21 protein-coding genes are annotated in these 19,523 nt (G+C 59.8%); 10 read left to right on the top strand and 11 right to left on the bottom strand.

Annotated elements, in window-relative coordinates; all coding sequences use genetic code 11:
- Positions 1-1,426: tRNA uracil 4-sulfurtransferase ThiI (gene thiI / locus ACIQY3_RS23750; RefSeq protein ID WP_403024354.1), on the bottom strand; the 1,426-nt coding region annotated here is incomplete at its 3' end.
- 330 nt (positions 1,427-1,756) lie between these two features.
- Between thiI and glnA the strand changes: the two genes are divergently transcribed.
- From glnA to ntrC, 5 genes are all read left to right on the top strand, one after another.
- Positions 1,757-3,163, top strand: a complete 1,407-nt coding sequence (gene glnA, locus ACIQY3_RS23755) for a type I glutamate--ammonia ligase (protein ID WP_403024357.1) — start codon at positions 1,757-1,759, stop codon at positions 3,161-3,163.
- Positions 3,164-3,463: 300 nt separating this feature from the next.
- Positions 3,464-3,973, top strand: coding sequence for a DUF4124 domain-containing protein (locus ACIQY3_RS23760; protein ID WP_403024360.1), 510 nt, complete (start codon positions 3,464-3,466; stop codon positions 3,971-3,973).
- A complete protein-coding gene (locus tag ACIQY3_RS23765) occupies positions 3,970-4,590 on the top strand; it encodes a DUF4124 domain-containing protein (protein WP_403024363.1) in 621 nt (206 codons plus the stop codon). Before ACIQY3_RS23760 ends, ACIQY3_RS23765 begins: the two co-directional genes overlap by 4 nt.
- Positions 4,591-4,820: 230 nt before the next feature.
- Positions 4,821-5,906 carry a nitrogen regulation protein NR(II) gene (glnL, locus tag ACIQY3_RS23770; RefSeq protein WP_054055306.1) on the top strand — a complete coding sequence of 362 codons (1,086 nt, stop codon included), beginning with the start codon at positions 4,821-4,823 and terminating at the stop codon, positions 5,904-5,906.
- On the top strand, positions 5,903-7,339 hold the full coding sequence (ntrC, locus tag ACIQY3_RS23775; RefSeq protein ID WP_054055303.1) for a nitrogen regulation protein NR(I): 1,437 nt from the start codon (positions 5,903-5,905) through the stop codon (positions 7,337-7,339). The genes glnL and ntrC overlap by 4 nt, the downstream gene beginning before the upstream one ends.
- 657 nt (positions 7,340-7,996) lie before the next feature.
- Here the strand turns inward: ntrC and ACIQY3_RS23780 are convergent.
- Positions 7,997-8,437: a hypothetical protein gene (locus ACIQY3_RS23780; protein ID WP_403024368.1), complete on the bottom strand. Its 441-nt coding sequence runs from the start codon at positions 8,435-8,437 to the stop codon at positions 7,997-7,999.
- On the opposite strand from ACIQY3_RS23780, the gene ACIQY3_RS23785 reads away from it, so the two are divergent.
- Complete coding sequence (locus tag ACIQY3_RS23785; protein WP_007949025.1) at positions 8,436-8,891, top strand: tRNA (cytidine(34)-2'-O)-methyltransferase; 456 nt, start codon at positions 8,436-8,438, stop codon at positions 8,889-8,891. The two genes, ACIQY3_RS23780 and ACIQY3_RS23785, sit on opposite strands and share 2 nt — an antisense overlap.
- Before the next feature lie 129 nt (positions 8,892-9,020).
- On the opposite strand, the gene secB is transcribed toward ACIQY3_RS23785, so the two are convergent.
- From secB to ACIQY3_RS23800, 3 genes are read right to left on the bottom strand one after another with little or no spacing between them, the layout of a single operon-like run.
- Positions 9,021-9,506, bottom strand: coding sequence for a protein-export chaperone SecB (secB, locus tag ACIQY3_RS23790; protein ID WP_007897410.1), 486 nt, complete (start codon positions 9,504-9,506; stop codon positions 9,021-9,023).
- A 56-nt stretch (positions 9,507-9,562) separates the two neighbouring features.
- Positions 9,563-9,817, bottom strand: coding sequence for a glutaredoxin 3 (grxC, locus tag ACIQY3_RS23795; RefSeq protein ID WP_010464569.1), 255 nt, complete (start codon positions 9,815-9,817; stop codon positions 9,563-9,565).
- A 1-nt stretch (position 9,818) separates the two neighbouring features.
- Entirely contained in the window at positions 9,819-10,232 is a 414-nt protein-coding gene (locus tag ACIQY3_RS23800) for a rhodanese-like domain-containing protein (RefSeq protein ID WP_403024376.1), read from the bottom strand.
- A gap of 153 nt (positions 10,233-10,385) precedes the next feature.
- Between ACIQY3_RS23800 and gpmI the strand changes: the two genes are divergently transcribed.
- The 4 genes from gpmI to ACIQY3_RS23820 all read left to right on the top strand — a co-directional run bounded on the left by gpmI (position 10,386) and on the right by ACIQY3_RS23820 (position 15,589).
- Positions 10,386-11,915 carry a 2,3-bisphosphoglycerate-independent phosphoglycerate mutase gene (gene gpmI / locus ACIQY3_RS23805; RefSeq protein WP_403024379.1) on the top strand — a complete coding sequence of 510 codons (1,530 nt, stop codon included), beginning with the start codon at positions 10,386-10,388 and terminating at the stop codon, positions 11,913-11,915.
- 240 nt (positions 11,916-12,155) lie between these two features.
- Positions 12,156-13,451: a murein hydrolase activator EnvC family protein gene (locus ACIQY3_RS23810; RefSeq protein WP_403024382.1), complete on the top strand. Its 1,296-nt coding sequence runs from the start codon at positions 12,156-12,158 to the stop codon at positions 13,449-13,451.
- Between the two features lie 31 nt (positions 13,452-13,482).
- Positions 13,483-14,811, top strand: coding sequence for a S41 family peptidase (locus ACIQY3_RS23815; protein WP_054616492.1), 1,329 nt, complete (start codon positions 13,483-13,485; stop codon positions 14,809-14,811).
- 1 nt (position 14,812) lies between these two features.
- Positions 14,813-15,589, top strand: a complete 777-nt coding sequence (locus tag ACIQY3_RS23820) for a divergent polysaccharide deacetylase family protein (protein WP_403024386.1) — start codon at positions 14,813-14,815, stop codon at positions 15,587-15,589.
- Between the two features lie 129 nt (positions 15,590-15,718).
- Here ACIQY3_RS23820 and ACIQY3_RS23825 read toward each other — a convergent pair whose 3' ends face one another.
- From ACIQY3_RS23825 to hisB, 6 genes are all read right to left on the bottom strand, one after another.
- On the bottom strand, positions 15,719-16,474 hold the full coding sequence (locus ACIQY3_RS23825; RefSeq protein ID WP_403024389.1) for a substrate-binding periplasmic protein: 756 nt from the start codon (positions 16,472-16,474) through the stop codon (positions 15,719-15,721).
- Positions 16,475-16,552: 78 nt separating this feature from the next.
- The gene (gene hisF / locus ACIQY3_RS23830; RefSeq protein WP_403024392.1) at positions 16,553-17,323 is read right to left on the bottom strand and encodes an imidazole glycerol phosphate synthase subunit HisF; all 771 of its coding nucleotides are present in this window, start codon (positions 17,321-17,323) and stop codon (positions 16,553-16,555) included.
- 9 nt (positions 17,324-17,332) lie between these two features.
- Positions 17,333-18,070 carry a 1-(5-phosphoribosyl)-5-[(5-phosphoribosylamino)methylideneamino]imidazole-4-carboxamide isomerase gene (gene hisA, locus ACIQY3_RS23835; RefSeq protein WP_010464588.1) on the bottom strand — a complete coding sequence of 246 codons (738 nt, stop codon included), beginning with the start codon at positions 18,068-18,070 and terminating at the stop codon, positions 17,333-17,335.
- Positions 18,071-18,112: 42 nt separating this feature from the next.
- Positions 18,113-18,373, bottom strand: a complete 261-nt coding sequence (locus ACIQY3_RS23840; RefSeq protein ID WP_054616495.1) for a DUF2164 domain-containing protein — start codon at positions 18,371-18,373, stop codon at positions 18,113-18,115.
- Positions 18,374-19,012 carry an imidazole glycerol phosphate synthase subunit HisH gene (hisH, locus tag ACIQY3_RS23845; protein ID WP_403024396.1) on the bottom strand — a complete coding sequence of 213 codons (639 nt, stop codon included), beginning with the start codon at positions 19,010-19,012 and terminating at the stop codon, positions 18,374-18,376. It lies immediately after the preceding gene.
- Positions 19,012-19,523, bottom strand: a 512-nt coding sequence (gene hisB, locus ACIQY3_RS23850) for an imidazoleglycerol-phosphate dehydratase HisB (protein ID WP_403024399.1), incomplete at its 5' end; no start/stop codon positions are given. The genes hisH and hisB, both read right to left, overlap by 1 nt.

Raw genomic sequence — 19,523 nt, forward strand, 5'->3', positions numbered from 1 at the left:
CATGCCCCTCACTGAGCAAATGGTGGGCATGCAGGCGACTCATCACGCCTTTGTCGCAATACAGCAGGTACTGGCGAGTAGGGTCCAGTTCCTTGAAACGAGCGTTCAATGCATAAAACGGCATCGTCTGTACCTCAATGCCAGCAAGTTCCAGCGGCTCGTCTTCAGCGGCATCCGGGTGACGGATGTCGATGATGATCTGGCCCGCCAGTGCTTCGCTGACTTCTTCGATCTGCAAGTCCTGGCCCAATTCGTCGATCACGCGATCGATCGGCACCAGTTTGGCGTTTTCGAGCGCACGCTCGAGGACCGCCATGTCGAACTGTTGTTCTTCGTACTCCACGCGGTTGCGCTTGGCGTGGGTCTTGGGGTTCACCGAGATGACCCCGCAGTATTCCGGCATGTGCTTGGCGAAGTCGGCAGTCCCGATTTCGTTGGCCAGGTCGATGATGTCCTGCTTGTGACTGGCGATCAGCGGGCGCAAGACCAGCTTCTCGGTCACACAGTCGATCAACGACAGGTTCGGCAACGTCTGGCTCGAAACCTGGGAGATCGCCTCACCGGTGACCAGCGCATCGATGTCCAGCCGATCGGCAATCTTCGACGCAGCGCGCAACATCATACGCTTCAAAACTACGCCCATATGACTGTTATCGACTTTCCCGAGAATTTCTCCCAGTACTTCCTCGAACGGCACACTGACAAATAACACGCGTTGGGAGCTGCCGTACTTCTTCCAGATGAAGTGCGCGACTTCCATGACGCCCAGTTCATGGGCCCGTCCGCCCAGATTAAAGAAGCAGAAATGGCTCATCAGGCCACGGCGCATGATCTGGTAGGCGGCGACTGTCGAGTCAAAGCCGCCGGACATCAATACAAGCGTCTGTTCCAGCGCTCCCAGCGGATAACCGCCGATGCTGTTGTGCTGGCTGTGGATCACATACAACCGTTGGTCGCGAATTTCGATGCGAACTTCGATTTCCGGCTCTTTCAGGGAAATCCCGGCGGCGCCGCACTGACGACGCAGCTGGCTGCCGACGTATTTCTCCACGTCCATGGACGAGAAGGTGTGATGCCCGCCGCGCTTGCAGCGCACCGAAAAAATCTTCCCGGCCAGTGCATCGCCGTAGTGCTGCTTGCACTTGGCAACGATGTCGTCGAAGTCACCCAGCGGGTATTCATCGACCTGCAGGAAATGCGCGATGCCCGGCATGCAGCTCAGGCGCTCGGTCATCTCCTTCAGGCCCCGGGGCTCAGTGACGCGGGTTTCCAGCTCGAGGTTGTCCCACACACCGTTCACCACCACAGCCGGGTCCAGATCGCGGAGCACGGCACGGATGTTCTTGGCCAACTGGCGGATGAAACGCATCCGTACCGGGCGGCTCTTGATGGTGATCTCGGGGAAGACTTTTACGATTAGTTTCATGAAAACAGCGCGCGCTGGGCCAGCCGAAAAAGGGGGGCGCGGATTATAGCGGAAATTGCTCAAGGTTTAACCAGTTAATATGCAGAAGGTTTCGCACGCACCAAAACAGGTCATTTGTTGAAATAGACGCTACATTACGGGGCAGTTATTTCAGCTTTGCGGCGCAATGCACCTCTATAAGCGTGATATTGGGGCAAAAAACCCATGGTGGGGCACTGGCATGCAATTTGCTCCCTTGTGAGGCAGGTTGCCTTGGCAGAGTATTCGCGCCGGCATCACCCACATTCTAAGGGCATCCACTACTAAGCCCGAAGCCACCCGGAGGACACTATGTCGAAGTCGGTTCAACTCATCAAAGATCATGACGTCAAGTGGATTGATCTGCGCTTCACGGACACCAAAGGCACTCAGCACCACGTGACCATGCCGGCTCGCGACGCGCTGGATGACGCTTTCTTCGAAGAAGGCAAAATGTTCGACGGTTCCTCCATTGCTGGCTGGAAAGGCATCGAAGCCTCCGACATGATCCTGATGCCGGACGACAGCACTGCCGTACTCGACCCGTTCACCGAAGAGCCAACCCTGATCCTGGTTTGCGACGTGATCGAGCCTTCGACCATGCAAGGCTACGACCGTGACCCACGTGCGATCGCCAAGCGTGCCGAGGAATACCTGAAGTCGACCGGTATCGGCGATACCGTATTCGTTGGTCCAGAGCCAGAGTTCTTCATCTTCGACCAGGTTAAGTTCAAGTCCGACATCTCCGGTTCGATGTTCAAAATCTACTCCGAACAAGGTTCGTGGATGTCCGACCAGGACGTGGAAGGCGGCAACCGCGGCCACCGTCCAGGTATCAAAGGTGGCTACTTCCCGGTTCCGCCGTTCGACCATGACCACGAAATCCGTACCTCCATGTGCAACGCCATGGAAGAAATGGGCCTGACCATCGAAGTTCACCACCACGAAGTGGCAACTGCTGGCCAGAACGAAATCGGTGTGAAGTTCAACACCCTGGTCGCCAAGGCTGACGAAGTTCAGACCCTGAAGTACTGCGTACACAACGTTGCTGATGCATACGGCCGCACCGCGACCTTCATGCCTAAGCCTCTGTACGGCGATAACGGTTCGGGTATGCACGTTCACTTGTCCATCGCTAAAGATGGCAAGAACACCTTCGCTGGCGAAGGTTATGCCGGCCTGTCCGACACGGCCCTGTACGTCATCGGCGGTATCATCAAGCACGGTAAGGCCCTGAACGGCGTCACCAACCCGGCGACCAACTCCTACAACCGTCTGGTCCCAGGTTTCGAAGCTCCGGTAATGCTGGCCTACTCGGCTCGCAACCGTTCCGCGTCGATCCGTATTCCTTACGTGTCCAGCCCTCGTGCTCGCCGTATCGAAGCCCGCTTCCCGGATCCAGCAGCCAACCCGTACCTGGGCTTCGCTGCACTGTTGATGGCTGGCCTGGACGGCATCCAGAACAAGATCCACCCTGGCGACGCCGCTGACAAAAACCTGTACGACCTGCCGCCTGAAGAGGCGAAAGAGATCCCACAAGTTTGCGGCAGCCTGAAAGAAGCCCTGGAAGAGCTGGACAAAGGTCGCGCGTTCCTGACCAAAGGCGGCGTGTTCTCCGACGACTTCATCGACGCTTACATCGCTCTGAAAAGCGAAGAAGAAATCAAGGTCCGCACCTTCGTACACCCACTGGAATACGAGCTGTACTACAGCTGCTGATCCGGTAGCGCCGGCTGCACGCGGCGTGACAAAAAGAGGCCTCCTTCGGGAGGCCTTTTTTGTGCCTGCGATTCATCGACTGACGATGATCGCCTGTGGGAGCGGGCTTGCTCGCGAATGCGGTTTGTCATTCAGAAAAGATGCTGGCTGATACACCGCATTCGCGAGCAAGCCCGCTCCCACATGGATTTTGTGCTGTCTGATTGACCAAGGTAAATCATGCCCAAATGTTAACGACTTGGGTCTATCGCCAGCCCTGACCTATGCTGCAACCCAACGCCTTCGCTTCCGGTCGATTTTATGGGTCGTGGTTTTCTCCTGATATTGCTGCTGATCGCCCTGCCCGCCGCAGCGCAGATCTATAAGTACACCGACGCCAACGGCAACACCGCCTATAGCAATCAACCGCCGGATGGGGTCAAGGCGCAGCCGGTGGAGTTGCCGCAACTCAACAGTGTCGCGCCTTCGGCGCCTGTCCCCCCACCTGCCGAAGCCAGCAGCCGCGAACAACCGCGCAACGCCTACGAGGTGCTTGAACTCACCGGCCTGCCCACCACCGAAGCCCTGCGCGCCAACAACGGCACGTTCACTGTCAGCGTGTTGATCAAGCCGCGCCTGCAAGGTCCGCATCTGTTCCGGCTATTGCTGGACGAACAGCCTTACGGCCAGCCGAGCAACGTGCCGATCCTGCAACTGGTGAACATTGATCGCGGCGAACACAGCCTCGCGGTCCAGGTGATCAACGGCGAAAGCGTCGTGCAGCAAAGCCCCAGCGTGACGTTCACTGTGCAACGGGTGCATACGCCTTGAAGGGCTGGTTGCTGATCGCCTGCCTGATCGCTTTCCCGGCGATGGCCGATGTCTACACCTACGTCGACGCCCAGGGCAATCGGGTCTTCACCGATCAACCGCGCCCCGGCAACGCCAAGCGAGTGCCGTTGGCCACCAGCAATCGGATGTCATCCAACCCGACCAAAGCGGCACCGGTAATCGCCGCGCAGAAGACCGAAGAACAACCGCTATTCCACTACGACATGCTGCGGGTGCTGGTGCCGGAACCGGACGCGACGATCCGCAGCAGCGCCGGCGAGGTGATCGTCAGCGTTACCAGCGAACCCGGCTTGCAACGTGGCCATCGCTACCGTTTGTTACTCGACGGCCAGCCCACCGCCGAACCTGGCCTCAGTCCGGTATTCGCCTTGAGCAATATCGATCGCGGCACTCATAACCTGTCGGTGGAAATCCTCGACGAGCAGGGCCGCACCGTTGAGCGCACGGCCAATCAGCCGTTCCATATGCTGCGCATCTCGCTGGCGCAGAAGCGCAAGGTCACGCCCTGCACCCTCACCGACTACGGCCAACGGCCGGAATGTCCGCTCAAAGACAAACCTCCCGAAGAAAAAAACCCCTTCCTGAAGTTCTTTTAACCTCGTTCAGCTTTGCGCACTATATTGGTGCAAACGGTTGCACCGTACCCACATCCCAACCCATTTTGGTTCGAAAGTACCCGCAAAAGCTGGCAGAACGCCACGCGATCGAGCGTTAAACGCCCGTTTCAGGCTCTAAACGCTTCTTTTCGGAGCTTTGGTTTGGTTTTTGCATTTTCCCCGCATCAGCGCTCATTTCGTGCGCGCGCCCTGCTCCAAAAGAGGTCCGGATGACCATTAGCGACGCACTGCATCGACTATTACTCGACAACCTGACCACCGCCACCATCCTGCTCGACGCTGAACTGCGCCTCGAGTACATGAACCCGGCGGCTGAGATGCTCTTGGCCATCAGCGGCCAGCGCAGCCATGGGCAGTTCATCAGTGAGTTGTTCACCGAATCCACCGAAGCCCTGAATTCCCTGCGCCAGGCCGTCGAGCAGGCGCACCCGTTCACCAAGCGCGAAGCGATGCTCACCGCCCTCACCGGCCAGACCCTGACCGTCGATTACGCGGTCACGCCGATCCTGAGCAACGGCGACACGATGCTGCTGCTGGAAGTGCACCCCCGTGACCGCTTGCTGCGGATCACCAAGGAAGAGGCGCAGCTGTCGAAGCAGGAAACCAGCAAAATGCTGGTGCGCGGCCTAGCTCACGAAATCAAGAACCCGCTGGGAGGGATTCGCGGCGCCGCACAATTGCTCGCTCGCGAGTTGCCGGAAGAAAGCCTGCGGGATTACACCAACGTCATCATCGAAGAAGCCGACCGCCTGCGAAATCTCGTGGACCGGATGCTCGGCTCGAACAAACTGCCGTCCCTGGCCATGTGCAACATCCACGAAGTGCTGGAGCGCGTCAGTCAGTTGGTGGAAGCCGAAAGCCAGGGCTGCATCACCTTGGTGCGCGACTACGACCCAAGCATTCCCGACGTGTTGATCGACCGCGAACAAATGATCCAGGCTGTGCTGAATATCGTGCGCAACGCGATGCAGGCCATCAGCAGCCAGAACGAGCTGCGCCTGGGCCGGATCAGTTTGCGCACCCGCGCCATGCGCCAGTTCACCATCGGCCACGTGCGCCATCGCCTGGTGACCAAGATCGAGATCATCGACAACGGTCCGGGCATTCCTGCGGATTTGCAGGAAACCATCTTCTTTCCCATGGTCAGCGGCCGCCCGGACGGTACCGGGCTGGGCCTGGCCATTACTCAGAACATCATCAGCCAGCACCAGGGCTTGATCGAGTGTGACAGCCACCCAGGCCACACCACTTTCTCGATCTTTCTGCCACTGGAACAAGGAGCCACATCGACATGAGCCGTAGTGAAACCGTGTGGATCGTCGATGACGACCGTTCTATCCGTTGGGTCCTGGAAAAAGCCTTGCAGCAAGAAGGCATGACCACGCAAAGCTTCGACAGCGCCGATGGCGTGATGAGCCGCCTGGCGCGCCAGCAGCCGGACGTGATCATCTCCGACATCCGCATGCCGGGTGCCAGTGGCCTGGACCTATTGGCGCGGATTCGCGAACAACACCCACGGCTGCCGGTCATCATCATGACCGCCCACTCCGACCTGGACAGCGCTGTCGCCTCCTATCAGGGCGGCGCGTTCGAATACCTGCCTAAGCCGTTCGACGTCGACGAAGCGGTGTCACTGGTCAAGCGCGCCAACCAGCACGCCCAGGAACAGCAAGGCCTGGAAGTCCCGGTCGCCCTGACCCGCACCCCGGAAATCATCGGTGAAGCGCCGGCGATGCAGGAAGTGTTTCGTGCCATCGGGCGCTTGAGCCACTCCAACATCACCGTGCTGATCAACGGTGAATCCGGCACCGGTAAAGAATTGGTAGCCCACGCCCTGCACCGCCACAGCCCACGGGCAGCCTCGCCGTTCATCGCGTTGAACATGGCGGCGATCCCGAAAGACCTGATGGAATCCGAGCTGTTCGGCCATGAGAAAGGCGCGTTCACCGGCGCGGCCAACCTGCGTCGCGGGCGCTTTGAACAGGCCGATGGCGGCACGTTGTTCCTCGACGAAATCGGCGACATGCCGGCGGACACCCAAACCCGTTTGCTGCGGGTGTTGGCCGACGGCGAGTTCTACCGCGTCGGCGGTCATACGCCGGTGAAGGTCGATGTGCGCATCATCGCCGCGACCCACCAGAACCTGGAAACCCTGGTGCACGCCGGGAAATTCCGTGAGGATTTGTTCCACCGCCTCAACGTGATCCGCATTCATATCCCACGGCTGTCGGACCGTCGAGAAGACATCCCGACCCTGGCCAAGCACTTCCTCAGCCGCGCCGCGCAAGAACTGGCGGTGGAACCGAAGCTGCTGAAAAGCGAAACCGAGGAATACCTGAAGAACCTGCCGTGGGGCGGCAACGTGCGTCAGCTGGAGAACACCTGCCGCTGGATCACGGTGATGGCTTCGGGTCGCGAAGTGCACATCAGCGACCTGCCGCCGGAACTGCTGAACCTGCCGCAGGATTCGGCGCCGGTGACCAACTGGGAGCAAGCGCTGCGCCAGTGGGCCGATCAGGCGTTGGCTCGTGGTCAGTCGAGCCTGCTCGACAGCGCCGTGCCGGCGTTCGAGCGGATCATGATCGAAACCGCCCTCAAACACACCGCCGGCCGCCGCCGCGATGCCGCGGTTTTGCTGGGTTGGGGGCGTAATACCCTGACGCGCAAGATCAAGGAATTGGGGATGAAGGTCGATGGTGGGGATGATGATGAGGGGGAAGAGGGTTAATCCTTTCGCCTGAACGTTCCCACGCTCTGCGTGGGAATGCCTCAATGGACGTTCTGCGTCCGCTTCAAAAGGGACGCGGAGCGTCCCGGGCTGCATTCCCACGCAGAGCGTGGGAACGATCAATAACATTGGCGTACCACCTGTAGGAGCGAGGCTTGCCCGCGAAAGGGCCGGCACATTCAACATCTATATCGACTTACCCACCGCATTCGCGAGCAAGCCCGCTCCCACATTTCCAGAGCTCCATGCACCGCACCAATGCACGATGACCCGCAATCGCGCACAGCCACTCTTCTCAAATCCCGTCGTTAATCGTTAGAAAACCCACCCAACAAAAACACAAAAGCCCCGAATCACGGGGCCTCCAGCGCATCAACTCAACTTTCTGTTTCAACTTGTTAAAACCTGGCACGCCCCCTGCAATAGTTCATTCAGTGATTCAGTTCACTACCCGGTTTCGGGGACCTTGGTACAGGCAGGCCGGGGATTCCCCTCTTTACATCGGGCTCACACCGCCAACGCGACGAGCCCAACCCGTTTTGGGGCCCTTGATACAGGCAGGTCAGGGGTTCCTTCTTTACACCGGGACTTGCACGCAATGCGTAAGTCCCTGCCGTTTTGGGAACCTTGGTACAGGCAGGCCGGGGATTCCCTCTTTTATTGCTCCCGGAGATGGATCTCCAGCCGCCAGCGGTCATTGACCTCGCTACCGGCCCACTCGCCTTGCAGGGGCCGGGCCGCCACCACCGTCAGCAACACCCCCCCATCACTCAAACGTACGCGCCAGTTCACGTCTTTGCCGTTGACCTTGAGCTGGCCTTTCTGCGCCTTGCCTTCGGCCTCGAACAGCAACGCAACGCTGCCGTCCACCACCTCGCCATGGGTCTTGGGCTCGTTGTTGAACCACACCACCAGCCCGTCGTCGGTGACCTCGACCTGCTGCAGTTCAGTGGGGTCGGGCGTGGTCAGGCGACCGATCATCAAGCCCACCATCAGCCCGACAATCGCCAGCGAACCCATCACTCGCGGGAATAGTTTCGAACGGTTGTCCACGGGCGGCGTAGAATGCCGCTCATCTTTACCTTCGGAGCCGTGCATGTTTCACGTCATCCTCTTCCAACCAGAAATTCCGCCGAATACCGGCAACGTTATCAGGCTGTGCGCCAACAGTGGCTGCCACCTGCATTTGATCGAACCGCTGGGCTTCGAGATGGACGACAAGCGCCTGCGCCGGGCTGGCCTCGATTACCACGAGTACGCCACCCTGCAACGCCATGCCGACCTGGCCAGTTGCCTGGAAAGCCTCGGTCACCCACGGTTGTTCGCCTTCACCACCAAGGGCTCGCGGCCGTTCCACGATGCCAGCTTCGCCGAGGGCGACGCCTTCCTGTTCGGCCCGGAAAGCCGTGGCTTGCCCGCCGAAGTGCTCGACGCCCTGCCCGGCGAACAACGCCTGCGCCTGCCGATGCGCGAAGGGTGCCGCAGCCTCAACCTGTCGAATACCGTGGCTGTCGCGGTGTACGAAGGCTGGCGCCAACTCGGTTTCAAGTAACGCACATAACAAATGTGGGAGCGGGCTTGCTCGCGAAGGGGCCATAACATTCAACATCATCGTTGACTGTTACACCGCTTTCGCGAGCAAGCCCGCTCCCACATTGGACTTGCCTTGACTCGGGACCGTTTATTGAACGGTTGGAGTCTCGCCCGCCGCCTGCATGCGTTGCAGTTCTTGTGCGTACAGCGCGTCGAAGTTCACCGGGGCCAGCATCAGGGCCGGGAACGAACCACGGGTCACCAGGCTGTCCAGGGTTTCGCGAGCGTACGGGAACAGGATGTTCGGGCAGAACGCGCCGAGGGTGTGGCTCATCGAAGCGTCGTCCAGGTTCTTGATCAGGAAGATCCCGGCCTGTTGCACTTCAGCAATGAACGCCACTTCTTCACCGTTTTTCACGGTAACCGACAAAGTCAGTACGACTTCGTGGAAGTCGCCTTCCAGGGCCTTTTGACGGGTGTTCAGATCCAGACCGACGCTCGGTTCCCACTGCTGGCGAAAGATTGCCGGGCTTTTCGGGGCTTCGAAGGACAAGTCACGTACGTAGATGCGCTGCAAGGAGAATTGCGGTGCGGTTTCTTCTTCGCTAGCTGCAGTGTTCTGTTGGTCAGTCATCTCAGATCCTTTCTGATCTTTGGTCTTTTAGGGTTTGCTGTTCTTGGGTGCTTAAGTCAGGCCTTGAGCATGGCGTCGAGCTTACCGGCACGCTCAAGGGCAAACAAATCATCACAGCCACCGATGTGGCGCTCGCCGATCCAGATCTGCGGCACGGACGTACGCCCGGCCTTCTGGGCCATGGCGGCACGCACCTGCGGCTTGCCATCGACCTTGATCTCTTCGAAGGCCACACCTTTGTTCTCGAGCAGGTACTTGGCTCGCGAGCAGTAAGGGCAGTAATCGCTGGAATAGACGACGACGTTGCTCATATCACTTCACCAGCGGCAGGTTGTCGCCCTTCCAGCTGGAAATCCCGCCGGAGAGCTTGGCGGCGGTGAAGCCGGATTTCATCAGTTCGCGGGCATGGGTGCCGGCGGTCTGGCCCATGGCGTCGACCAGAATGATGGTCTTGGCCTTGTGTTTTTCCAGTTCGCCGATGCGAGCGGTCAGTTTGTCGTGAGGAATGTTCAACGCGCCGACGATGTGGCCAGCGGCAAAATCCTTGGCCGCACGAATGTCGATCACCACGCCTGCGTCCTTGTTGACCAGCCCGGTCAGCTCGGCAGTGCTCAGGCTGCGGCCGCCGCCTTTCATCTCATGGGCGATCAGCAGAGCCAGCAGAACAACGAAAATACCGGCCAGCAAATAGTGGGTGGTGGCAAATGCAATCAGGTGATCAAGCATTTAAGGTGGTTCCAGGGCGTTAAAAGTGGGCCAGTATACACAGCCCCTAGGGTGGGCCAAACCCCGTCCGGCGGTGACGGCGCAGGAACTTCGCTTTAAACTGCCACTCCCTTTTCCATCGCCCTCTTTTTAACTCAGCCACGAGTGGAATCCATGACTACCACGCCTAAACCTTTGGTCCTGATTATTCTCGATGGCTTCGGTCACAGTGAGAGCCACGAAGCCAACGCCGTGTACTCGGCCAAAAAACCCGTGCTGGACCGTCTCACCGCCAGCGTGCCGAACGGCCTGATCTCGGGCAGCGGCATGGACGTCGGCTTGCCGGACGGCCAGATGGGCAACTCCGAAGTCGGCCACATGAACCTCGGTGCCGGCCGCGTGGTGTATCAGGATTTCACCCGCGTGACCAAATCGATCCGCGACGGTGAGTTTTTCGAGAACCCGACCATCTGCGCCGCTGTGGATAAAGCCGTTGCTGCCGGCAAAGCCGTGCATTTCATGGGCCTGCTGTCCGATGGCGGCGTGCACAGCCACCAGGATCACCTGGTCGCCATGGCCGAACTGGCCTTCAAGCGCGGCGCCGAAAAAATCTACCTGCACGCCTTCCTCGACGGTCGCGACACCCCGCCGAAAAGCGCGCAGTCGTCCATCGAACTGCTCGACGCGACGTTCCAGGCCCTCGGCAAAGGCCGGATCGCCAGCATCGTCGGCCGTTATTTCGCCATGGACCGTGACAACCGTTGGGACCGCGTAGCCCAGGCCTACAACCTGATTGTCGACGGCAACGGCGAATTCAACGCCGCCACCGCCCAGGAAGGTCTGCAAGCCGCTTACGAGCGTGGCGAAAGCGACGAATTCGTCAAAGCCACCTCCATCGGTGAGCCGGTGAAAGTCGAAGACGGCGACGCCGTGGTGTTCATGAACTTCCGCGCCGACCGCGCCCGGGAACTGACCCGCGTGTTCGTCGAAGACGATTTCAAGGAATTCGAACGTGCGCGCCAGCCGAAACTGGCCGGTTTCGTGATGTTGACCCAATACGCCGCCAGCATTCCTGCACCGTCGGCTTTCGCCGCCGGCAGCCTGGAAAACGTGCTGGGCGACTACCTGGCGAAAAACGGCAAGACCCAACTGCGCATCGCTGAAACCGAGAAGTACGCCCACGTGACCTTCTTCTTCTCCGGTGGTCGCGAAGAACCGTTCCCGGGCGAAGAACGCATCCTGATTCCGTCGCCAAAAGTCGCCACCTATGACTTGCAGCCGGAGATGAGCGCCCCGGAAGTCACCGACCGTATCGTCGATGCCATCGAAAACCAGCGTTACGACGTGATCGTGGTCAACTACGCCAACGGCGACATGGTCGGCCACAGCGGCAACCTGGAAGCTGCGGTAAAAGCCGTGGAATGCCTGGACCTTTGCGTCGGCCGCATCACCGATGCCCTGGAAAAAGTCGGCGGCGAAGCGCTGATCACTGCCGACCACGGCAACTGCGAGAAAATGTCCGACGAAGAAACCCACCAGGCTCACACCGCTCACACCACCGAGCCGGTGCCGTTCATCTATGTCGGCAAGCGTGACTTCAAGGTCCGCGATGGCGGCGTACTGGCGGATGTGGCGCCAACCATGCTGATGCTGATGGGCCTGGAAATTCCGAAAGAAATGACCGGAACTTCGATTTTGGTGTAATCGCCCTTCCAAACACCGAAAAACCCTGTGGGAGCGGGCTTGCTCGCGAAGAGGGTGTATCAGGCAATCAAGATGTCGCCTGACACTCCCTCTTCGCGAGCAAGCCCGCTCCCACATTGGTTTTGGGGTGTTTTTGGGGACAACTCCGCTCCAGTTATCACACAGCCCCAATTGGGCATTTTTTTTGCGGCGCTTGCCGGGCATACTAGGCCGTCCCTTTCCCTGGTATCACCCGCCTCTATGCTTCGCGTCCTGATAGCCCTCGCTCTGACTTGCCTGCTCCAACCGGCCTTTGCTGACGAGCGCGCGCAAACCCAACAACAGTTGGACGCCACGCGTCAGGACATTGCCGAGCTGAAGAAACTGCTGGGCAAACTGCAGGAAGAAAAATCCGGTGTGCAGAAGGACCTCAAGGGTACCGAGACCGAGATGGGCAAGCTCGAGAAGCAGGTCGATGCCCTGCAAAAAGAGCTGAAGAAAAGCGAATCCGAGTTGCAGCGACTCGATGGTGAGAAAAAAAAACTCCAGAGCGCGCGCATTGAACAGCAACGACTGATCGCCATCCAGGCCCGCGCGGCCTATCAGAATGGCCGTCAGGAGTACCTCAAGCTGCTGCTCAACCAGCAAAACCCGGAAAAATTCGCCCGCACCCTCACTTATTACGACTACCTGAGCCAGGCCCGCCTGGAGCAGTTGAAGAATTTCAACGAAACCCTGCGCCAACTGGCCAACGTCGAAAAAGACATTTCCATGCAACAGGCGCAGTTGCTGGTACAGAAAAGCAGCCTCGACAGCCAGCGCGAAGAACTCGACAAAGTCCGTCAGGAGCGCCAGCAAGTCCTGGCCAAGCTCAGCGACGACGTAAAGGCTCGCGACCAGAAACTGGCCGCCCGCGAGCAGGATCAGGCAGACCTGTCTAAAGTCCTTAAAACCATCGAAGAAACCCTGGCTCGCCAGGCTCGTGAGGCAGAAGAAGCGCGGCAAAAAGCGCTGATTGCCCAGCAGGAAGCCGAAAAAAAGCGTTTACGTGAGGCTCAGGAACAGGCCGACGCCAACACTGATGCCCCACGCAAACCAGCTAAACCAACACCTGGGGCGCTGGTTTCCAGTTCAGGCGAGACCTTTGGCGGCGCATTTGCTTCAGCCCGCGGCAAACTTCCATGGCCGGTTGATGGTCGACTGTTGGCGCGCTTCGGTGAAAGCCGTGGCGACGATGCCCGGACCAAGTGGGACGGCGTGATGATCAGCGCCTCCGCTGGCAGCCAGGTGCACGCCGTGCACGGCGGTCGCGTGGTGTTCGCCGACTGGTTGCGCGGTGCCGGGCTGCTGGTGATTCTGGACCACGGCAACGGTTTTTTGAGTCTTTACGGTCACAACCAGACGCTGCTCAAGTCTGCGGGTGATGTGGTTAAAGCCGGTGAGTCCATCTCCACTGTCGGTAACAGTGGCGGCCAGGACACACCAGCGCTGTATTTCGCAATTCGTCAGCAGGGTCACCCGAGTGATCCGGCGCAATGGTGTCGCGCGCAAGGATAAGCACGCTACCTAATTCAGGAGTTCGTTCGACATGCTGCATTTGTCCCGCCTTACCTCGCTGGCCCTGACGATCGCCCTGGTGATCGGCGCGCCTCTGGCGTTTGCCGCTCAGCCTGCCCCGGCGGCCGCGCCAGCGCCTGCACCTGCGGGCACCGCTGCGACCACCAAGGCGCCATTGCCCCTGGAAGAGTTGCGCACCTTTGCCGAGGTCATGGACCGGATCAAAGCCGCGTATGTCGAACCGGTAGACGACAAGACCCTGCTGGAAAATGCCATCAAGGGCATGCTCAGCAACCTCGACCCGCACTCCGCCTACCTGGGCCCGGAAGACTTCGCTGAATTGCAGGAAAGCACCAGCGGCGAATTCGGCGGCCTGGGCATCGAAGTCGGTGCCGAAGACGGCTTCATCAAAGTGGTGTCGCCAATCGACGACACCCCGGCCTCCAAGGCTGGCATTCAGGCTGGCGACTTCATCGTCAAGATCAACGGCGCACCGACTCGCGGCCAGACCATGACCGAAGCCGTGGACAAGATGCGCGGCAAGATCGGCCAGAAAATAACCCTGACCCTGGTCCGCGACGGCGGCACGCCGTTCGACGTGGTGCTGACCCGCGCCACCATCCAGGTCAAGAGCGTCAAGGCGCAGTTGCTGGAATCCGGCTACGGCTACATCCGTATCACCCAGTTCCAGGTCAAGACCGGCGAAGAGGTTTCCAAGGCCCTGGCCAAGTTGCGCAAGGACAACGGCAAGAAGCTCAACGGCATCATCCTCGACCTGCGTAACAACCCGGGCGGCGTGCTGCAAGCAGCGGTTGAAGTGGTCGACCACTTCATCACCAAGGGCCTGATCGTCTACACCAAAGGCCGCATCGCCAACTCCGAACTGCGCTTCTCCGCCACCGGCAAAGACGAAAGCGAAGCGGTGCCAATGGTCGTGCTGATCAACGGCGGCAGCGCCTCGGCCTCGGAAATTGTCGCCGGCGCCTTGCAGGATCAGAAGCGCGCCGTGCTGATGGGCACCACCAGTTTCGGCAAAGGCTCGGTACAAACCGTGCTGCCACTGAACAATGATCGCGCCCTGAAGATCACCACCGCGCTGTACTTCACGCCGAACGGTCGCTCGATCCAGGCCCAGGGCATCGTGCCGGACATCGAAGTGCGCAAGGCCAAGATCACCAACGAGCAGGACGGCGAGTACTTCAAGGAAGCCGATCTGCAGGGCCACTTGGGCAATGGCAACGGCGGTGCCGACAAGCCGACGTCCAGCAGCAAAGCCAAGGCGATGCCGCAGGATGACGACTACCAATTGGCCCAGGCCCTGAGCCTGCTCAAAGGGCTGAGCATCACCTCCGGTCGCTGAGATGCGCCTGCGGTTCATCCTCGGTTTGTTGTGCTGTCTGGCGGGTGCTGCTCACGCGGAGCCCGCCAAGACCTCCCCTCACAAGGCTTACCTGACACTGATCATCGATGACCTGGGGCAGAACCTGCCCCGGGATCGTCGCGTGCTCGCCCTGCCCGGCCCGGTGACCACGGCGATCATGCCCGACACACCCCACGCCGCCGAATTCGCCCGCGAAGCCCATCGCGCCGGCAAGATTGTCATCCTGCACATGCCCATGGACCCGGCCACCGGCCCGTTCGCCTGGCATCCCGACCTGCCCATCGAAGAACTGGAAAAGCGCCTCAACGCCGCGTTCAGAGCCGTGCCGTACACCGCCGGCATCAACAACCACATGGGCAGCCGCATGACCGCCCAGCAACCGGCCATGGCCTGGTTGATGGCGGACTTGCAGCGCCGACATAAATTCTTCGTCGACAGCCGCACCAGCGCGCAAACCGTGGGCGCGGCTGAAGCACAGAAGATTGGCTTGGCGAGCGTTTCCCGGGATGTGTTTCTCGATGATGAGCGCACCGAGGCGGCGATCTTCACCCAGTTGCAAACGGCGATCAGCCTGGCGCACAAGCAGGGTTCGGCGGTGATGATCGGGCATCCGTATCCGCAGACATTGGCGGTGCTCGAGCGTGAATTGCCGAAGTTGAAGGCTCAGGGAATTGACTGGATCGACATCAAAATGATGATCAGCGTGCGCAGCAATCGAGCGACGGCTGCTCATGGAAAGGACGGCGTGTACCGATAATTCGCGACACCAAAAAACCACTGTGGGAGCGGGCTTGCTCGCGAAGAGGGAGTGTCAGTCGCCATAAGTGTTGGCTAACACACCGCATTCGCGAGCAAGCCCGCTCCCACATTTTTGAATGGGGTGGTGTCAGAGATACTTCGCCATGATGTCGTCCACCACGCCTTCCTTGCGCATCTGATCCAGCGCCGCCTGAAGCTTGGAGACAATTTCATCCGGCACGTCTTTATTCAGCGCCAGGTACAACTCGGCGCTGTTGAAGCGCAGCACGGTCTTGAGTCCGGTCACGCCATCCTGACGGGCCAGATAACGGCCCGCCGGATCACCCGTGGCCCACAGATCAATCTGCCCACTGACCAGTTTCTTGGCGTTGTCCTGATCCCGCAGCACCACAATCGGCTTTAACCCTTCCTTGGCCAGGGTTTCGGCAATTGCATCGCCCTTGTACGCGCCGATCTTGTATTTGCGCGCCTGATCCAGCGTCTCGAGGGTGATTTTGCTGTCAGCCTTGGCCAGCATGATCCAGTCATCCGGGCCGATCGGGCCGACCCACTTAAAGAGCTTTTCGCGGTCCGGAAGTCGCGCCATCACGAACACGCCGTAACCGGGTTTCTCCAGGGCGAGTTTGTAGATCCGCTCCCAAGGGAAACGCAGGGTCAGGCTGTAGGTGATGTCGGTGCGCTTGAACATCTCGCGGACGATGTCCACGGCGATGCCGTTGATGTTCTCGTCCTGAGCGAAGTTTTTGCCGTTCTTGGCCATGTTGTATGGCGGGAAGTTTTCCGTCAGCAGCACCAGATCGGTGGCGGGACTTTCTTCGGCGCGGGCTCCGTTGATGAGCAACAGAGAAGCGCTGGCGAGGACGAGCAGAAAACGTTTGAACATGTCGGGCTACCGGAATCCATGGCGTGCCCAAGAGTGCCCTGAGCCCGCCATGCTGTCCACTGGCCTGTATCGGTTTGTTTAGCGCATCACGATTCCGCGATGGGCCATGTAGGCCTTGGCTTCCTGCACGATGTACTCGCCGAAGTGGAAAATACTCGCCGCCAGCACCGCACTGGCGTGGCCTTCGATAATGCCGTCGGCCAGATGTTGCAGGTTGCCGACACCGCCGGAAGCGATCACCGGAATGCCCAGCGCATCGCTGATCGCACGGGTAACGCCCAGGTCGAAGCCGTTTTTCATGCCGTCCTGGTCCATGCTGGTCAGCAGGATTTCACCGGCACCCAAGCCTTCCATCTTCTTCGCCCACTCGACAGCGTCGAGACCGGTTGGCTTGCGCCCGCCGTGGGTGAAGATTTCCCAGCGCGGGGTTTCGCCCGGGCCGGAGACCTTCTTCGCGTCGATGGCGACGACGATGCATTGCGAGCCGAAATGCTGCGCTGCTTCACCGACGAACTCCGGGTTGAACACAGCGGCGGTGTTGATCGAGACTTTGTCCGCGCCGGCATTCAGCAAGTTGCGAATGTCCTGCACGGTGCGCACGCCGCCACCGACGGTCAGCGGGATAAACACCTGGCTGGCCATGCGCTCGACGGTATGCAGCGTGGTATCGCGGCCATCGACGCTGGCAGTAATGTCGAGGAAGGTAATCTCGTCGGCACCCTGCTCGTCATAGCGACGGGCGATTTCCACCGGGTCGCCGGCATCACGGATGTTTTCGAACTTCACACCTTTGACGACCCGGCCGTTATCCACGTCCAGGCAAGGGATGATGCGTTTGGCCAGCGCCATGGTCAGTCCTCAGCCTTTGTACGAATCGCAGAAAGCTTGCGCTTCCGCGACGTCGAGGGTGCCTTCGTAGATCGCCCGGCCGGTGATGGCGCCGATGATGCCCGGCGCCTTGGCGTCGAGCAGCGACTTGATGTCGCCGAGGTTGTGAATACCGCCGGATGCAATCACCGGAATGCGCGTGGCAGCGGCCAGGGCAGCGGTGAACGGCACATTGCAGCCCTGCATCATGCCGTCTTTGGCGATGTCGGTATAAACGATCGCAGACACGCCGTCGGCTTCGAACTGCTTGGCCAGGTCGATCACCTGAATGGTGCTGATCTCAGCCCAGCCGTCGGTGGCGACGAAACCGTCCTTGGCGTCCAGGCCAACAATCACTTTGCCCGGGAATGCGCGGCAGGCTTCGGCGACGAAGGCCGGGTCTTTCACAGCCTTGGTGCCGATGATCACGTAGCTAACGCCAGCCTTGACGTAGTGCTCGATGGTTTCCAGGGAACGGATACCGCCGCCGATCTGGATCGGCAGGTTCGGGTAGCGCTTGGCAATCGCGGTGACCACTTCGCCGTTGACCGGCTGGCCTTCAAAGGCGCCGTTCAAATCGACCAGATGCAGACGACGGCAACCGCCCTCCACCCACTTGGCAGCCATGCTCACCGGGTCGTCGGAGAACACCGTGGAATCTTCCATGCGGCCCTGGCGCAGACGAACACAGGCACCGTCCTTGAGATCGATAGCGGGAATAATCAGCATCTGGCAAACCTTCAAATTCGATTGTTCAGCTTCGCTCGGAAATCAGTTTTTCTCGAGCGCCCACAGGTCGCTTTCGATGCTTTCGAACCTTTCTTTAAGGTGCGTCTGCACATCGAAAATCGCCCTGTTGTAATAGTGCGGCGCGATTTCGCGGGTAAACAGTTCAAGAATTTCCGCCGCTTCGAACGAACCCAGGTCCAGTTCGAAGCGATCCTCCATGAACCGCTTGATCTTGTGATTGGCCTCGTTCTCCTGTTCGGGAGTGAGGGTCAGGATCGGCGGCTTGGATTTCTTGACGGCCATTTACCAGCGACCGTCCCACGCGGCGAAGTTCTGCAGCAATTGCAGGCCATGGGTATGGCTCTTCTCCGGGTGGAACTGCACGGCGAAACGCGAGCCATCGGCCAGCGCAGCAGCGAAATCGACACCGTAGTGACCACCACCCACCACCTGCCGCGAATTGCCGGCAGCGATGTAGTAGCTGTGCACGAAGTAGAAACGCGCCAGGTCCGGAATGTTGTGCCACAGCGGGTGACTCACCGTCTGCTTCACTTCGTTCCAGCCCATGTGCGGGACTTTCAGGTGTTCGCCGTCTTCATGCAGGTCTTTGCCGAAGAACTTCACCGCGCCCGGGAACAGGCCGATGCAGTCCACGCCCTCGTTCTCTTCACTGCTGTCGAGCAAGGCTTGCATGCCGACGCAGATGCCGAGGAACGGACGGTCCTGGCTGACTTCACGCACCAGCGAGTCGAAACCCAGGCGACGGATCTCCGCCATGCAATCGCGAATCGCGCCGACGCCGGGGAAAACCACCCGGTCGGCTTCGCGAATCACATCGGCATCGCTGGTGATCAAGACCTTGCCGGCACCGACGTGCTCGAGGGCCTTGGCCACCGAGTGCAGGTTGCCCATGCCGTAATCGATAACCGCGACCGTCTGCATTACAGAACGCCCTTGGTCGATGGCATTTGCCCGGCCATGCGGTCATCCAGCTCTACCGCCATGCGCAGCGCGCGGCCGAAAGCCTTGAACACGGTTTCGATCTGGTGGTGAGTATTGGTGCCGCGCAGGTTGTCGATGTGCAGGCTGACGAGCGCATGGTTGACGAAGCCCTGGAAGAATTCCTGGAACAGGTCAACGTCGAAACCGCCAACGGTGGCGCGGGTGTAGGGAACGTGCATCTGCAGGCCAGGGCGGCCGGAGAAGTCGATCACCACGCGCGACAGCGCTTCATCGAGCGGCACGTAGGCATGGCCGTAGCGACGGATGCCTTTCTTGTCGCCGATGGCTTTGGCAAAGGCCTGACCCAGGGTGATACCGACGTCTTCCACGGTGTGGTGGTCGTCGATATGCAGGTCGCCCTTGCTGACAATATCCAGGTCGATCAGCCCGTGACGGGCGATCTGGTCCAGCATGTGCTCAAGAAAAGGAACACCGATATCAAATCGGGCCT

Origin of the sequence: Pseudomonas sp. NPDC096950 (assembly GCF_044762525.1) — a bacterium.
GTDB lineage: Bacteria > Pseudomonadota > Gammaproteobacteria > Pseudomonadales > Pseudomonadaceae > Aquipseudomonas.

Coding starts and splice junctions, on each gene's coding strand:
- glnA (WP_403024357.1), top strand. CDS start 1,757: ATGTCGAAGTCGGTTCAACTCATCAAAGATCATGACGTCAAGTGGATT.
- ACIQY3_RS23760 (WP_403024360.1), top strand. CDS start 3,464: ATGGGTCGTGGTTTTCTCCTGATATTGCTGCTGATCGCCCTGCCCGCC.
- glnL (WP_054055306.1), top strand. CDS start 4,821: ATGACCATTAGCGACGCACTGCATCGACTATTACTCGACAACCTGACC.
- ntrC (WP_054055303.1), top strand. CDS start 5,903: ATGAGCCGTAGTGAAACCGTGTGGATCGTCGATGACGACCGTTCTATC.
- ACIQY3_RS23785 (WP_007949025.1), top strand. CDS start 8,436: ATGTTTCACGTCATCCTCTTCCAACCAGAAATTCCGCCGAATACCGGC.
- ACIQY3_RS23780 (WP_403024368.1), bottom strand. CDS start 8,437: ATGCACGGCTCCGAAGGTAAAGATGAGCGGCATTCTACGCCGCCCGTG.
- secB (WP_007897410.1), bottom strand. CDS start 9,506: ATGACTGACCAACAGAACACTGCAGCTAGCGAAGAAGAAACCGCACCG.
- grxC (WP_010464569.1), bottom strand. CDS start 9,817: ATGAGCAACGTCGTCGTCTATTCCAGCGATTACTGCCCTTACTGCTCG.
- ACIQY3_RS23800 (WP_403024376.1), bottom strand. CDS start 10,232: ATGCTTGATCACCTGATTGCATTTGCCACCACCCACTATTTGCTGGCC.
- gpmI (WP_403024379.1), top strand. CDS start 10,386: ATGACTACCACGCCTAAACCTTTGGTCCTGATTATTCTCGATGGCTTC.
- ACIQY3_RS23810 (WP_403024382.1), top strand. CDS start 12,156: ATGCTTCGCGTCCTGATAGCCCTCGCTCTGACTTGCCTGCTCCAACCG.
- ACIQY3_RS23815 (WP_054616492.1), top strand. CDS start 13,483: ATGCTGCATTTGTCCCGCCTTACCTCGCTGGCCCTGACGATCGCCCTG.
- ACIQY3_RS23820 (WP_403024386.1), top strand. CDS start 14,813: ATGCGCCTGCGGTTCATCCTCGGTTTGTTGTGCTGTCTGGCGGGTGCT.
- ACIQY3_RS23825 (WP_403024389.1), bottom strand. CDS start 16,474: ATGTTCAAACGTTTTCTGCTCGTCCTCGCCAGCGCTTCTCTGTTGCTC.
- hisF (WP_403024392.1), bottom strand. CDS start 17,323: ATGGCGCTGGCCAAACGCATCATCCCTTGCCTGGACGTGGATAACGGC.
- hisA (WP_010464588.1), bottom strand. CDS start 18,070: ATGCTGATTATTCCCGCTATCGATCTCAAGGACGGTGCCTGTGTTCGT.
- ACIQY3_RS23840 (WP_054616495.1), bottom strand. CDS start 18,373: ATGGCCGTCAAGAAATCCAAGCCGCCGATCCTGACCCTCACTCCCGAA.
- hisH (WP_403024396.1), bottom strand. CDS start 19,012: ATGCAGACGGTCGCGGTTATCGATTACGGCATGGGCAACCTGCACTCG.